Annotated in this window: 13 protein-coding genes and 1 other RNA gene; 6 read left to right on the forward strand and 8 right to left on the reverse strand. The window is 66.2% G+C overall.

From position 1 onward, the window contains the following. The first annotated feature begins 63 nt into the window (after positions 1 to 63). Positions 64 to 1,368, forward strand: a complete 1,305-nt coding sequence (locus HOP51_RS00505; protein ID WP_234271996.1) for a S41 family peptidase — start codon at positions 64 to 66, stop codon at positions 1,366 to 1,368. A 41-nt stretch (positions 1,369 to 1,409) separates the two neighbouring features. On the opposite strand, the gene HOP51_RS00510 is transcribed toward HOP51_RS00505, so the two are convergent. The 4 genes from HOP51_RS00510 to HOP51_RS00525 form a co-directional block, all read right to left on the reverse strand. After that, positions 1,410 to 2,657 (reverse strand): UbiH/UbiF/VisC/COQ6 family ubiquinone biosynthesis hydroxylase, encoded by a 1,248-nt coding sequence (locus HOP51_RS00510; protein ID WP_234271997.1) that lies wholly within the window; start codon positions 2,655 to 2,657, stop codon positions 1,410 to 1,412. A gap of 75 nt (positions 2,658 to 2,732) precedes the next feature. Continuing rightward, on the reverse strand, positions 2,733 to 3,944 hold the full coding sequence (gene ubiH, locus HOP51_RS00515; protein ID WP_234271998.1) for a 2-octaprenyl-6-methoxyphenyl hydroxylase: 1,212 nt from the start codon (positions 3,942 to 3,944) through the stop codon (positions 2,733 to 2,735). Positions 3,945 to 4,021: 77 nt separating this feature from the next. Continuing rightward, positions 4,022 to 5,359, reverse strand: coding sequence for a Xaa-Pro aminopeptidase (gene pepP, locus HOP51_RS00520; protein ID WP_234271999.1), 1,338 nt, complete (start codon positions 5,357 to 5,359; stop codon positions 4,022 to 4,024). A gap of 59 nt (positions 5,360 to 5,418) precedes the next feature. Then, positions 5,419 to 5,994 (reverse strand): UPF0149 family protein, encoded by a 576-nt coding sequence (locus HOP51_RS00525; protein ID WP_234272000.1) that lies wholly within the window; start codon positions 5,992 to 5,994, stop codon positions 5,419 to 5,421. Between the two features lie 159 nt (positions 5,995 to 6,153). On the opposite strand from HOP51_RS00525, the gene HOP51_RS00530 reads away from it, so the two are divergent. The 3 genes from HOP51_RS00530 (at position 6,154) to HOP51_RS00540 (ending at position 7,336) form a co-directional block, all read left to right on the forward strand. Next, entirely contained in the window at positions 6,154 to 6,474 is a 321-nt protein-coding gene (locus HOP51_RS00530; protein ID WP_234272001.1) for a cell division protein ZapA, read from the forward strand. 36 nt (positions 6,475 to 6,510) lie between these two features. Further along, a non-coding RNA gene (gene ssrS, locus HOP51_RS00535) (6S RNA) lies at positions 6,511 to 6,695 on the forward strand. A gap of 11 nt (positions 6,696 to 6,706) precedes the next feature. After that, a complete protein-coding gene (locus tag HOP51_RS00540) occupies positions 6,707 to 7,336 on the forward strand; it encodes a 5-formyltetrahydrofolate cyclo-ligase (protein ID WP_234272002.1) in 630 nt (209 codons plus the stop codon). Positions 7,337 to 7,683: 347 nt separating this feature from the next. Here HOP51_RS00540 and ilvA read toward each other — a convergent pair whose 3' ends face one another. Beyond that, positions 7,684 to 9,198: a threonine ammonia-lyase, biosynthetic gene (ilvA, locus tag HOP51_RS00545; RefSeq protein ID WP_234272003.1), complete on the reverse strand. Its 1,515-nt coding sequence runs from the start codon at positions 9,196 to 9,198 to the stop codon at positions 7,684 to 7,686. Between the two features lie 168 nt (positions 9,199 to 9,366). On the opposite strand from ilvA, the gene rpiA reads away from it, so the two are divergent. After that, positions 9,367 to 10,041 carry a ribose-5-phosphate isomerase RpiA gene (rpiA, locus tag HOP51_RS00550; protein WP_234272004.1) on the forward strand — a complete coding sequence of 225 codons (675 nt, stop codon included), beginning with the start codon at positions 9,367 to 9,369 and terminating at the stop codon, positions 10,039 to 10,041. A gap of 26 nt (positions 10,042 to 10,067) precedes the next feature. Here rpiA and waaA read toward each other — a convergent pair whose 3' ends face one another. Genes waaA through HOP51_RS00565 form a run of 3 tightly spaced genes read right to left on the reverse strand, consistent with a single transcriptional unit; the run spans position 10,068 to position 13,892 of the window. Further along, complete coding sequence (waaA, locus tag HOP51_RS00555) at positions 10,068 to 11,372, reverse strand: lipid IV(A) 3-deoxy-D-manno-octulosonic acid transferase (RefSeq protein WP_234272005.1); 1,305 nt, start codon at positions 11,370 to 11,372, stop codon at positions 10,068 to 10,070. Then, positions 11,372 to 12,802, reverse strand: coding sequence for a bifunctional D-glycero-beta-D-manno-heptose-7-phosphate kinase/D-glycero-beta-D-manno-heptose 1-phosphate adenylyltransferase HldE (hldE, locus tag HOP51_RS00560; RefSeq protein WP_234272006.1), 1,431 nt, complete (start codon positions 12,800 to 12,802; stop codon positions 11,372 to 11,374). Before hldE ends, waaA begins: the two co-directional genes overlap by 1 nt. Next, positions 12,792 to 13,892, reverse strand: coding sequence for a glycosyltransferase family 9 protein (locus tag HOP51_RS00565; RefSeq protein ID WP_234272007.1), 1,101 nt, complete (start codon positions 13,890 to 13,892; stop codon positions 12,792 to 12,794). Before HOP51_RS00565 ends, hldE begins: the two co-directional genes overlap by 11 nt. Here HOP51_RS00565 and HOP51_RS00570 point away from each other — a divergent pair. Continuing rightward, on the forward strand, positions 13,891 to 14,601 hold the full coding sequence (locus tag HOP51_RS00570; RefSeq protein WP_234272008.1) for a 3-deoxy-D-manno-octulosonic acid kinase: 711 nt from the start codon (positions 13,891 to 13,893) through the stop codon (positions 14,599 to 14,601). The two genes, HOP51_RS00565 and HOP51_RS00570, sit on opposite strands and share 2 nt — an antisense overlap. Positions 14,602 to 14,609 lie beyond the last annotated feature (8 nt).

A 14,609-nucleotide genomic window follows, 5' to 3' on the forward strand; every position in this document is an offset into this window, starting at 1 on the left:
ATTTCACAAGCCCGGGGCCTCGGGCTATGCTGGTCAGCCTCGCCTCGTAACAGCGGAGTTCGCATGCCCTCACGTCCCGCCCGCCTACTGTCCGCTCCTCGACGATCGATGGCCGCTGTGCTGGCGACGACGCTGCTGGCACTGCCCCTCATCGCCCCGCCGGCCTACGCTCAGGCAACTCCGCCCGTCGACACGCTGCCGCTGGAAGACATCCAGACCTTCGCCGAGGTGTTCGAACGGATCAAGCGTGCCTATGTGGAGGAGGTCGACGACAGCACCCTGCTACGCAACGCCATGCGCGGCATGCTTAGCGAACTCGACCCGCATTCGGCTTACCTCGACCGCAGCGAGTTCCAGAGCCTGCGGGAGTCCACCGAGGGTGAGTTCGGCGGCATCGGCATCGAGGTCGGCCTCGAGGACGGCCGCCTCACGGTGATCACACCGATCGACGACACGCCCGCCTCGCGCGCCGGCCTGCAGGCCCGCGACGTCATCCTGGAGATCGACGGTACTCCCACCGAGGGCCTGTCGCTGCAGGAGTCCGTGACCCTGATGCGCGGCGAGTCCGGCAGCCGGATCCAACTGACCATCCTGCGCGGCGGCGAAGAGGCCCCGCTCGACATGACCCTGACCCGTGAGGTCATTCGCACCGAGAGCGTGCGCAGCGAGATGCTGGAGCCGGGCTACGGCTACCTCCGTGTCAGCCAGTTCCAGAGCCGTACCGGCGAGCAGGTCAACGCCGCCATCCGCCGCATGGAGCGTGACGGGGCGCTGCAGGGACTGGTGCTCGACCTGCGCAACAACCCAGGCGGCATACTACAGGCCGCCGTCGCCGTGGCCGACGCCTTTCTCGAAAGCGGCCTGGTGGTCTACACCGAGGGGCGCCTGCCCGATGCCCAGATGCGCTTCTCGGCCAGCCGCGAAACCGCGGCTCCCGACGTACCGCTGGTGGTCCTGATCAATGGCGGCAGTGCTTCCGCCGCGGAGATCGTCGCCGGCGCGCTCCAGGATCAGCGCCGCGGAGTAATCATGGGTACCGAGAGCTTCGGCAAGGGTTCGGTGCAGCAGGTCATGCCGCTGGGCAATGGCGAAGGGCTGAAGCTGACCACGGCGCTCTATTACACGCCCAATGGCCGTTCGATCCAGGCGCTGGGCATCGAGCCCGATGTCGCCGTGGTGCGCGGCCGGCTCGAGGTCACCGAAAGCAGCCGTCAGCTGCGCGAGGCCGATCTCGAGGGGCACCTGCGCTCACGCGGCGAACCGCGGCTTTCCACCGAGATGGCCGAACGCCTGCGCGAGGACTACCAGCTCGGCGAGGCGCTCAACCTGCTCAAGGCACTGAACGTGCTGGAGCGGCGGGATAGATGACCGCGCTTCGCACCCCGGCCGCTGACCAGCCGGGGCACGGCTCAGCGGCAGGATGCCGGTAGCTGGCCACGTTCGCCGATTGCCTGGCGCATGAGCAGTCGCTTGAGCGGCACCAGCCGGTCTACGCCGGCAAGCCCCAGGTTGCGTGCCAGTGTCAGTGCCGGGTGGCGGGTACCGAACAACAGGCGAAAGCCATCCATCAGCGCCAGCATGGCGGCGTTGTCGCCGCGACGGCGACGAGCGTAGCGCGCCAACATGCGCACCTCGCCCAAGGGTATGCTCCGCCGCCGCGCGACGAGCACCTCTTCGGCCAGCACCGCCACGTCCATCAGCCCCAGGTTGACGCCCTGTCCCGCCAGCGGGTGAATGCTATGCGCCGCATCGCCCACCAGGGCGAAGCCCGATGCTACGTAGTGCTCGGCATGACGCTGGGTCAACGGCACCGCCAGGGCACGATCGACCACTTCCACCACCCCCAGGCGCGCCTCGAAGGCCGCTTGCAGCTCGCGGGCCAGCCCCTCGGGAGCCAGCGCGACCAGCCGCTCGGCCTCTTCCGGCGAGGTCGACCACACGATGGAGCAGTAGCGCTCATCGCCATCTACCGTCAGCGGCAGGAAGGCCAGCGGACCGCTTTCCCGGAACACCTGACGCGCCACGCCGCCGTGCCCGTGCTCGGTGCGCACCGTGGTCACCACCGCCACATGGCCGGTATCGTGGGCGTGCACCGGAATGCCCACCATCTCACGCAGCGGCGAGAGCGCCCCATCGGCCGCCACTACCAATGGCGCCGAGAGGCGACGGCCATCGTCGAATTCCACCACGCGTCCCGCCGGCCCCGCTTCCAGCCCCGTCACTCGCGTGCCGAGCTGCACGTCAACCGTGGGCAGCTCGGCCAGCAAGCGCTCCAGTGCCGCCAGAATGACGTCGTTCTCGACGATGTGGCCCAGTAACGGCACGCCGGCCTGTTCCGCCGAGAAGCCCACTTCACCGCTACCCTCGCCATCCCACACCTGCATGAAGCGATAAGGCGTCACTCGGCGCTCCGTCATCCAGGACCAGGCTCCCAGGCCTTCTAGCAGCCGCTGGGATACCGGCGTCAAGGCGCTGACCCGCATCGCCGGTAAACCACGCCCCACCTGGTCGGCGGCGACCGGCTCGGGGCGGGCGTCGAGCAAGGCCACGGCCACCTCCGCCCGGCCCAATAACGCGGCCAGGGCGGCGCCTACCATGCCGCCCCCCACGATGATGACCTCATAGTGCGCCGTCGACCGTTGCGCCGTTTCCGTCATTGCTCACTCCCTCACCCATCCATCACCCGCCGAGATAACGGCAACGTGTCGCTGTCCATCCGTCGCGGCCTTGTTTCAACGTTCCAGCCCCATGGCTCGGCGCGCCAGCCCCCGGCGCAGCGGGCCGATGAGGTTGAGCCCCACCAGCCCAGCGGCGCGGGCATGGGCCAGCAGGCCGCTGTCGATACCGAACAGGCGTACCAAGCCATCGCTGAAACGAATCACCCGATGCCTATCGACGATACGCCTGGCCTCGAAGTCGCGCAGCGTCAGCATGCCGCCGAGCGGCTGGCCATCGGCGATGGCCAGCTCCAGAGCTGCGACCAGATCGGTCACGCCGCGCAGCGCCAGGTTGAACCCCTGACCGGCCACAGGATGCAGCGAGTGGGCGGCATTGCCCAGCACTGCCAGCCCCGGGCGGATGGTTTCCCGGGCGGTGACCAGGGTGAGCGGATAGGCATGGCGACTGCCGACGCGCCGAAAGCGTCCGGCCCGATCGCCGAAGGCACGCTGCAACTCGGTCAGGAAATCGCCGTCACCGAGCGCCAGCCGTGCCTGCTCACGTCCTGCGGGGTGAGTCCAGATCAGCGCCATTTGCTGGCCCGATAGCGGCAACAGGGCAATGGGGCCCTCGCGAGTGAAGCGCTCGTAGGCGACGCCGTCGTGCGGACGGCTGACCTCGACGTTGGCGATCAACGCGACCTGATCGTAAGGCGTCGCATCGCTGGCGATGCCGAGCTGCTCCTTGAGCCCCGAGCGACCGCCGTCAGCCAGCACCGTCAGACCGGCCTGCAGCGTACAACCGTCGGAAAGCGAGAGGCGATACCCTTCCTCCGCGGAGTCGATCGCCTCCACGCTGGCAGGGCAATGCCACTCGATGGGCAACTCGGCCAGGCGGCGGTGCAGTACGCGCCCCATCCAGGCATTGGGTATCACATAGCCCAGCGCCGGCTGGTCGAGCTCGGCGGCGGTGAGCCGGGTTACCCCCAGATGCCCCTTTTCGCTCACATGGATGCGATGGATGGCCGCGGCCTGTTCGGACATCGGCTCCCATAGCCCCATGGCACGAAAGCGCTCTGCCGACCCTTGGGCGATGGCACTGGAACGCGCATCGAAGCTGGGCTGCCAGGGCGTACTGGCACTATTGGCCAGGGGCGCGGCTTCCACTACCGCCACCTTGATGCCGTGGCGCTCGGTCAGTGGCGCCAGGGCGCAGGCCAGGCTGGCCCCCACCAGACCGCCGCCGACGATGGCGATATCCACCTGATGCGGACCGACCGCCGTCATGAGGCCAGACCTGGACTACAGTCCATCATTTCGTAACGTAAATTACGTAATGTCATGAAGAAAACATCCTTCGCTGGTTACTCGCTAGCCATCAATGCTTCGATATCCGCCACCCGCTTGGGTACGTCGGCGGTCAGCACCTCGTACCCCTCGGCGGTTACCGCCACGTCATCCTCGATACGGATACCGATACCGCGAAACTCGGGCGCGATGTCCTCGTCAGATGGGATATACAGGCCGGGTTCCACCGTTAGCACCATGCCCGGTTCCAGCGGTAGCGGCTCACCCTGGAGGCGATACTCCCCCACGTCGTGAACGTCGAGCCCCAGCCAGTGCGACGTCGAGTGCAGGTAGAAGCGCTTGTAGCTCTCGTCCGTGATGCGCGCCTCGACCTCGCCTTGCAGCAACCCCAGACGGATCAGGCCGGCAGTGAGATCGCCTACCACGCCGTCATGGATTTCGGCCAAGGTCGCGCCAGGACGAATCGCCTCCACAGCACGCTCCTGCGCCGCCAGCACCAGCTCGTAGAGGTCACGCTGGGCATCGCTGAATCGACCGTCGACAGGGAAGGTGCGGGTAATGTCCCCGGCATACAGCTCGAACTCGACCCCAGCGTCGATCAGCACTAGCTCACCCTCACGTAACGGCTTGTTATTCTCAATGTAGTGCAGCACACAAGCGTTCGCGCCGCCACCTACGATACTGGCGTAGGCCGGCCCGCTGCCGCCATGCCAGCGAAACTCGTGCTCGAGCTCCGCCTGGAGGTGGTATTCGGCAAGGCCGGGACGGGCGGTGCGCATCGCACGCAGGTGCGCCAGGGCCGAGATTCGTGCCGCATGGCGCATCAGGGTGAGTTCGTGTTCGCTCTTGATCAGCCGCTGTGCATGCAGCAGTGGCGCCAGGTCGGCATAGCTGCGCGGTGGAAGGGCACCGCGCCGTACCCGCGCGGCCAGGCGCCCGCGCACATCATCGGCCAGTGCCATGGCTTCAGCATCGTCGAGCATCAGGTAAAGCGTCGTGCGGCCGTCGAGCAGCGTCTCCAGACGCGCGTCGCGTTCGGCGTTCTCGTAAGCCTGATCGACACCATGCTTGCGCACGGCCCCCTCGGCCCCCAGTCGAATACCTGTCCAGGCTTCCAGGCTGGGGTTGCGCTCCTGGCAGAACAGCACACTTTCACCTTCGGTGCGTCCCGGCAGCAGCAGTAGCAGGGCATCGGGCTCGGGAAACCCGGTCAGGTAGTGAAAATCGCTATTCTGGCGAAAGGGGTAGTCGCTATCACGCGAGCGGGTGACGAGCCCGGCACCGAGCAGCAGCACGGCGCTGTTTTCCGGCAGTTGCCGCATCAGTGCCTTCCGGCGGGCACGGTATTCGTCGTTGCCGATAGGGGCGGGGCGGGGCAGGGGATCGGGCAGCATCATGGCTCCTTGCGTGCTATGGAAAAAGGAATCTCGGGCTTGGGCAAGGCCTGGACTTCCTAATGCTGGATGGGCTCGCCGCTCTCCACCTGCGGCTGACCGGGATGCTGCTCGGTGTACAGCAGCATGGCGGCCATGCGGGTATGCTCGGTCAGCGCGAACAGGTCGTTCTCGTTCTCCGTGCTGTCCTCGAGATCGGTCTCCATACCGCCCAGCGCCTCGAGGTCCTCGATGGCCTCGCGCAGCGCCGGCGACCAGCTTTGACGCGGCTTGTCGCCGGCATCCTCGATCACCTCGAGAAAACCGAGCGTCCACTCCTGCAGGCCCCGGGCCCGTTCGGCCAGCGAGAACAGATCGTCGGGCAGCAGCGGCTCGTAGTTGAGGGCGGCATCGGCAAGGGCATCCAGGGTCTGGCGGCGCCAGGCCAGCAGCGTCTCGCCGCTCTCGCGATCGCGGGGCTGCTCGATGCCGAGCCCATGACAGACCTCTTCCAGCCAGGCTTCGGCGGTGAGATCGTGAAGCGCCAGCTCGGCGCATAGGCGGCCGTCGAGAAAGGCGGGCGACTGCATGCTGCCGTGGGAGAGGAACAGATCGGCAATGGTGGAAAAGTCCGGGCGGTCTTCGGTCGTTGACATGCAAGAACCCCTAGGTCGGATTGCGGTGAATGTCCTCCTGCGAACGGCGCTGCGTTGACCGTCTGCGAAGGGCTCTCTTATAGTGAGTGACTGAATTGATCCGTCTTGTTTCACCCGATGTTAACGCATCGGGCCAACAAGCCGACACCGGAGCCCGCCATGAGCGAAGACGCCTCTCGCCCCACCGCCCAGGTGACCCTGCTGGGCCGGCACTACGTGTTCGCCTGCAATCCCGGCGAAGAGCGCAAGCTGGAGCGCGCCGCCCGCTACCTCGATCGCGCCATGCAAGGCATCCACTCCCAGAACAACCTGCTCGGCAACGAGCGCGTGGCGCTCATGGCGGCCCTGAACATCGCCCATGAGCTGCTGGAGGTGCTGGATACCCGCCGCCACGAGGAGCAGCAGCTCGACCAACTCAGCGAGCGTCTGGAGCAAGCCACGGCGGGCGCCTCATCACGCAGCCGAACTTCCGCCGAATGACGTTGGACCCGCCTGCCAGCTCTGGTACGATGAGGGTGTTCCCTGGGGTGTTGGCCAGTCGTTGAAGTCCCTCGAGCCTATGAGCAATACCCAGGGCGGCCATTAGCTAGCCGGACCCGTGTGCATGTCCGTGCGTCGGAAAGCCTGACGGTTCGGCTGCGGCCACCCACCTTGAACCAAGGGTTCAAGGGCCAGAACGACAGCGGCATTCTGGGGAACCCCACCGCATATCATGAGCGACCAGCACGACGCGCTTTCCTCTTTGACTTTCGCTTCCCGACGCCAACTGCGCCAGGAGCTGCGCCGCAGACGCCGAGCACTGAGCCCCCAGCAGCGACGCCAGGCCAATCGCGCGCTGTGCGACAGGTTGCGCCAGTTGCCCGAGGTGCGCCGCGCCAGGCGCGTGGCACTCTACCTGCCCAACGATGGCGAGGTCGATCCCCGTCCGCTGATTCCTTGGCTGGCCCGCCGCGGAGTCCGTGTCTACCTGCCGGTCTTGAAACCGCTGTCGGAAAACAGCCTGTGGTTCGTCCACTACCATCCGGGCACGCCCATGCGGCGTAACCGCTTCGGCATACCGGAGCCTCATACCCGCCACGGCGCTCATCGTGCTCGCCGCCTGGCGGCCTGGGCCCTGGACCTGATCCTGCTGCCGCTGGTGGGCTTCGACGATCAAGGCCAGCGCATGGGCATGGGGGGCGGCTTCTATGACCGCAGCCTGGCCTTCACCCGGCGCCCCGGCCCGCGCCCCACCCTGATCGGGCTGGCGCACGACTGTCAGCGGGTGGACCGCCTGCCCGTCGCCCCCTGGGACGTACCGCTGGACGCCATCGTCAGCGACGCACGGGTCGTGCGCCCCTGAGCGACGACGTGGCCGACAATGAAAAAAACCGGTCGAAGCAGGGCTCCGACCGGTTGCGAGATCATCTACTCATGGCACTGTCCGCCGACTCAGCCGCCTGTCAGCGCCTGGGCATAGCCGGTGACCACCACACCAATGCCAAACGCCAGCATCAGTGCCATGACCAGATCGGGCTTACGCTTCATTGTTACCTACTCCCTGACGTTCCCGTGGTTGAAGAGCATCGCTGACTATAGAGCTTGAGACGGTTTGATGACAACCGATTCAAACCGCGATTACAAAAAGAAACCCAAGCCAATTCGGCGCTTTGGCGTAAGTCAACGCTTACCTACCAAATCGCCGGGCATTCAGGCCATGAACAGGCGGTAGGCGTCGTTGTCCGACTCCTTCCAGTAGCGATAGCCGATCTCGTCGAAATGCTCCTCGACGTGGGCGCGATCGCCATTGGGCACCTGCATGCCGACCAGCACGCGACCGAAGGCAGCGCCGTGGTTGCGATAGTGGAATAGCGAGATGTTCCAGTCCTGGGGTAGGTGAGTGAGGAAGTTCATCAGCGCGCCGGGGCGCTCGGGAAACTCGAAGCGATAAACTTCTTCGGCGAAGTGCTCCCTGGGACGGCCGCCGCCAAGGTGGCGAATGTGCAGCTTGGCCAGTTCGTTGTCGGTCAAGTCGACCACCGGATAGCCGGCCTCGTGCAGCTTGTCGATCACCGCCTGGCGATCCTCGCCACCCGGCTTGACCTGAACGCCGACGAAGATATGTGCCTCCTCGGGGTCGGCGTAGCGGTAGTTGAACTCGGTCACCATGCGCTTGCCGATGGTGCGGCAGAACTTCTTGAAACTGCCGGGGCGCTCGGGAATGGTCACGGCCAGGATCGCCTCACGCTGCTCGCCCAGCTCGGTACGCTCGGCAATGTGCTGCAGGCGATCGAAGTTGGTATTGGCGCCCGAGTTGATGCACAGCAGGGCCTGGTTCTCGACACCGGTCTGCTGGATATATTTCTTCAGCCCGGCGAGCGATAGCGCCCCCGAGGTTTCCGCCACCGCCCGGGTATCATCGAAGATGTCCTTGACCGCAGCGCACATCTCGTCGGCGTTGACGGTGATGACATCGTCGACCAGATCGCGCACGACCTTGAACGGCACTTTGCCGATCTGCGCCACCGCCACACCCTCGGCAAACACGCCGACCTGATCGAGGGTCACGCGCTTGCCGGCCGCGAGCGCCGCCTTGAGACAGGCGCTGTCCTCGGCCTCGACGCCGATCACCTTGATATCGGGGCGCAGATACTTGACGTAGGCCGCCACGCCGGCGATCAGGCCGCCACCGCCCACCGGCACGAAGATCGCATCCAGCGGCCCGGTGTGCTGGCGCAGGATCTCCACGGCCACGGTACCCTGGCCGGCGATCACGTCGATGTCATCGAAGGGAGGAATGTAGGTATATCCGTGCTCGGCGATCAGCTCCTGAGCATGCTCGGCGGCGGCAGCGAAGGCATCGCCCTTGAGCACCACCTTGGCCCCCCGGGCACGTACCGCCTGGACCTTGATCTCCGGCGTGATGCGCGGCATGACGATGACCGCCTTGACTCCCATCAGCTTGGCTGCCATGGCCAGCCCCTGGGCATGGTTACCGGCCGAAGCGGCAATGACACCCTTGGCCTTCTGCTCCTCGGAGAGCTGCGCCATCTTGTTGTAGGCGCCACGAATCTTGAACGAGTGGACCGGCTGCAGATCCTCGCGCTTGATCAGGATCTGGTTGTTGAAGCGGCGTGACAGGAAGGGAGCCGGAGAGATTGGCGTTTCACGTGCGGCTTCGTAGACGTGAGCCTGGAGGATCTTCTTGACGGTGGCTTCGAGCATCCTGACGTTTCCAAGAGTGGCGCAGAGGGGGCGGCAGCCTGTGCTGCACTGCAGAGAACCCCTATAGGTAGCATTTCCGCTACCTTGTCGTCCAGCGGACGCGTCGGCAGCAAGCGCAACGTGGCCTATAATGGCGCGGCACCCGCCATCCACTGATACGAGCAAGACATGACCCAGGACGAACTGAAGGACGCCGTGGCCGCCGCCGCCATTGCCGAGATCGAACCGTGGCTCAAGCGCGATACCATCCTTGGCATCGGCACCGGCTCCACCGCCAACCTGTTCATCGACCGCCTGGCACGGCTACGCGACGACTTCAAGGGCGCCGTGGCCAGCTCCGAGGCCAGCGCCGAACGTCTGCGCCGCCATGGGATCGAGGTGTTCGAACTCAACAGCGTGGGCACGGTGCCTTTCTACATCGATGGCGCAGACGAAGTGAATGCTCACTTACACATGATCAAGGGAGGCGGCGCGGCACTCACCCGCGAGAAGATCGTGGCCGCCTGCGCCGAACGCTTCATCTGCATCGCCGACGCCTCGAAGCGCGTCGAGCGCCTGGGCGCCTTCCCGTTGCCCGTGGAGGTGATTCCCATGGCCCGCTCCTATGTCGCACGCGAGCTGGTCATGCTGGGTGCCGACCCGGTCTATCGCGAGGGTGTGGTCACCGATAACGGCAACCAGATCATCGACTGCTTCGAGTTCATGATCGACGACCCGGTGACCATGGAGGCACGCCTCAACGCCATCGTCGGGGTGGTCACCAACGGCCTGTTCGCCGCGCGCGGCGCCGACGTGCTGCTGCTGGGCACCGAGCAGGGCGTAGAGCGCCTTACTCCTGCCTGATCACCGCCAGAGGGGTAAGTAGAGGCTCACTCACTGGGCAGCAGGCGTTCCAATCCGGCCAGAGTGAGCGCCAGCGCGCCGCGATTGGCCGCCACCACCGCCAGGCCGGCCTCGGCCAAGCGGTGGCGCTCGGCCTCGTCGAGGAACAGGGTAACGAGAGTATCGGCCAGCATGGCGATACCACTCACTTCGACCAGCGCGCCGCCCTGGCGCAAGGTCTCGGCCACGTCGGCGAAGTTGGCCAGCTCGGGGCCGGTCAGTACCGGCACGCCCATCGCGGCCGGCTCGAGCAGGTTGTGTCCTCCCACCGGCACCAGGCTGCCGCCGACGAAGGCCAGGTCGGCAGCGCCGTACAGGGTGAGCAGTTCGCCCATGGTATCGCCCAGATACACCGCGGTACGCCCATCCGGCCATTCGCCACGGGCACGCCGCGCCAACGCCATGCCGCGCTCCTGGACGAGCTCGGCCACCGCCTCGAAGCGCTGCGGATGGCGCGGCACCAAGATCAACAGGGCATTGGGATAGTGCTGACGCAGGCGGGCATGGGCCTCAAGCAGTTGCTCGTCTTCGCCGGGGTGGGTCGAGCCAGCGACCCAGACGGGGCGTGAACCAAGGCGCGTGCACAGTAGCTTGCTGGCCTCGCTCGTCGCAGCGTCCGGCGTCAGGTCGTACTTGAGCGACCCTACCACGTCGATACGCGTCGTCGGCATGCCCAGCGCACGGAAGCGCTCGGCGTCACCGCGGGACTTGGCGGCCAGCCAGTCGAGCTGGGCCAGGGCCGACGCCATCAAGGGCCGCAGGCGGCGGTAGCTACGAAAAGCACGCGGCGATAGGCGGCCGTTGACCACCGCCGTGGGCACGCCGCGGCGGCGGCATGCCGTCAGCAGGTTAAGCCAGATTTCGGTCTCGAAGAAGATGGCGAGCTCGGGCTCCAGCCGCGCGACGAAGCGCTGCGCGGCACCAGGGAAGTCGAGCGGCAGGAAGCGATGCTTAATGCGTTCGGGCTCCCCGGCCAGGCGCTTTGCTTCCACCAGAGCCTGTACCCGCTCGGCGCCGGTGGCGGTCATGGTGGTGATCACCAGACGGCGATTCGGATAGTGCGCCAGCAGCGCCTCCACCAGCGGGCGGGCGGCTTGTACTTCGCCCACCGAGGCACAATGCAGCCATATACTGGGCATTCCGGCCGGCTGACGCGGTATCAGCCCCAACCGCTCACGCCTCAGGTTGGTGAGCGCATGCTCACGCCAGACCCGCTTCCAGATCAGAGGCGAGAGCAGATAGAGCGCCGCCGAGTAGAGCCAACGAGGCCAGCGGCTAGGGGGCCTGGGCATCAGCTCTCGCGATCGAGAATGGTAGCGATCATGGCAGTGGTGGAGACGCCGTCCTCGAAGCCCAGCACCTTCACTTCCCCCCCTGCGGCGCGCACCGCATCGCCACCGGCGATCTCGTCGGCACGGTAATCGCCGCCCTTCACCAGCACGTTGGGCAACACCGTCTCGATCAGGCGCTGCGGAGTGTCTTCGCTGAACGGTACCACCCAGTCCACCGCACCGAGGCCGGCCAGCACTTGCATGCGACGGGCGAGTGGATTGATCGGGCGCTTGGGTCCCTTGAGCCGGGCGATGGAGCCGTCGTCGTTGACCGCTACCACCAGCCGGTCGCCGAGTTGCCGGGCGTGCTCCAGGTAGGCTACGTGACCGGCATGCAGGATATCGAAGCAGCCGTTGGTCATCACCACCCGTTCGCCACGCAGTTGGGCGGCGCGCACCGCCTCGATCAGCGGCGTCTCCTCGATGACGCCGAACTCGGCCAGCTTGTCGCCATGCACCGCCGTGTAGAGTTCGGCGATGGAGAGCGTCGCGGTACCGGGCTTGGCCACCACCAGGCCGGCCGCCAGGTTGGCCAGGGTCATTGCCTCGGGGAAACCATGGCCGGCCGCCAGCGCCAGCCCCAGCACGCCGATCACGGTATCGCCGGCGCCGGTGACGTCGAACACTTCGCGCGCCCGGGTCGGCAGGTGCAACGGCTCGTGATCGCCACGAATCAGGGTCATGCCCCGCTCGCTGCGGGTAATCAGCAGCGCCTCTAGCTCGAGTTCGGCACACAGTGCCGCTCCCTTGGCGGCTAGTTCATCCTCATCGCGGCAGTGGCCGACCACCGCCTCGAATTCGGCCAGGTTGGGCGTGATCACGCTGGCGCCGCGATACTTGATGAAGTCGTTGCCCTTGGGGTCGATCAACACCCGCTTGCCCGCACCGCGCACCAGTGCGATCAGTTCCTCGACCCGGTTGAGGGTGCCCTTGCCGTAATCGGAGAGGATCACCAGGTTGCAGTCGGGCAGCCCCTGCTCGACCCGTGCCAACAGCCCATGGGTATCGAGTTCGCCCAGGCCATCCTCGAAGTCGAGCCGGATCAATTGCTGGTTGCGGCTCATCACCCGTAGCTTGGTGATGGTGGGAATGCCGGAGCTGCTCTCGAAGTAGGTGTCGACGCCAGCAGCCTCCATGCGCTCGACCAGCCGGCGGGCGTTGTCATCGTCGCCGACCATGCCGCTGAGCGCAGCGTGGGCGCCCAGTGAGGCGATGTTGAGCGCCACGTTGGCCGCTCCACCGGGGCGGTCCTCACACTCGTCCACCCGCACCACCGGCACCGGGGCTTCCGGGGAAATACGCGAGGTGGCGCCATGCCAATAACGGTCGAGCATCACGTCGCCCACCACCAGCACGTGCGCCTGCTCCAGCGCGGTCAGGTCAAGCTTCATCGGGTCGTTCCTCTTCCTTGCGATCGTCGTCCGAACGCATCAACAGCGCATCGAGCTGCTGAACGACGTCGTCAATGCGAATCAGTGACATGGCATCAGGGTGGCGCACGCGCTGTCCCCAGGTGATCCCGTCGAGCTCGCGATGCATGTAGGTCCGCACGGCGTCAGGGTAGCGGTTGACCACGAAATCGCGCCATAGATAGGGGGCCGCGCGATCCGGATTGGTCGTGGCAAACAGGCCTACCACCGGTGTGCCCATGGCATTGGCCATGTGCACCGGCCCGGAGTCGGGAGCGATCACTACCCGGGCACGGCCGATCAGGGCCAGCAGCCCCTTGAGCGAGGTGGCGCCAATGGCATCGATCACCGCCTCCGGACGTGACAATACAGCGATGCGCTCGCCCATCTCCCGCTCCTGCGTACTGCCACCGCCGGTGAGCACGGTCTTGAGGCCGTACTGCGCCCAGGCATGCTCGATGACGGCAGCGTAACCCTCGGCCGACCAGTTGCGGAAATTGCGCAGTCGAGGGTTGGCACATGGGCTCATCAGCAGATAGGCCGCGGCACCGGTCAGCGCCGCAGCCTCCTCAAAGGCCGCATCAGGCACCGGCAGGTCCCATGTCAGCGAGAGATCCTTCACCCCCAGCAGGCGGGCAAAGTCGAGAAACGACTCCAGCACATGGGCACGCGGATGTGGTGCCAGCTGGCGATGGGTGAACCAGTGCTGGGCATCCTTGGCGCGCGCCTTGTCGTAGCCCACCCTCACGTCGGCCTTGAACCCCAGCGAGAGCACACTGGCCCGCAGCGCCTGCTGCATGTGCAGCAGCACGTCGAAGCGAGTGTCGCCGAGCTCACGCCAGAGCCGGCGCATACCGGCAAGCCCCGAGGCCTTGTCGTAGACGACGAACTCGACCCCCGAGAGGCCGGCCAGTAGACTGTGTTCCGCCTTGCCGATGATCCAGGTGATACGAGCGTCGGGCCACTGGCGCTGCAGTGCGCGTACGGTGGGTACCAGATTGCACACGTCGCCGAGGGCGGAGAGTCGCAGCACGGCGATATGGCACGGTTGGGCAGGCAGAGGATGCTTCATGCACTTGGCAACATGTCGAACGGGAAAGGTTTTCATTCTATATGATGCGGACAGTGTATGTGACGCCGAGTCGGCGCCACAAATCGGACCCGCACTGTTCGAGCCCGACCATTGGCACCGCGCAGGAGGGGTAATCGGTGCCGCCCCCGGCCGCGGCAGCAGTCTGTTTCTCGATATTGGAGGCGAACAGTGGGTGCTGCGCCGCTATCGCCGCGGCGGGCTGATCGCCAAGGTGAGCGAGAGCCGCTATTTGTGGACAGGGCTCGAGCGCACCCGTGCCTTTCGCGAGCTGCGTCTCACCGCCCATCTCCACGCTCGGGGCCTGCCGGTGCCACGGCCGGTGGCGGCCAGCGTCACCCGTCATGGGCCGACCTACACGGCGGCGCTGATCACCGTGCGCATTCCCGGCGCCCGCACCCTGGCCGAGCACCTGGAAGGCATCGAGCCGTCGCTGCTCGAACGGGTCGGGGCCACCGTACGCCGTTTTCACGATGCCGGCCTCGACCACGTCGATCTCAATGCGCGCAACCTGCTTGTCGATGCTGCCGACACCGTCTGGCTGATCGATCTCGACCGCTGCCGGCTGCGCGCCCCCGGCCCGTGGCGCGAGACCAACCTCGAACGCCTCGCACGCTCGCTGGCCAAGTTCGGCGGCGCCGAGCACATGGCGGCGATCCGCCGCGGTTACGCTTCCGAAGAGACCGACTGACGCACCTT

The organism is Billgrantia zhangzhouensis, assembly GCF_021404465.1.
Classification (GTDB): domain Bacteria; phylum Pseudomonadota; class Gammaproteobacteria; order Pseudomonadales; family Halomonadaceae; genus Halomonas; species Halomonas zhangzhouensis.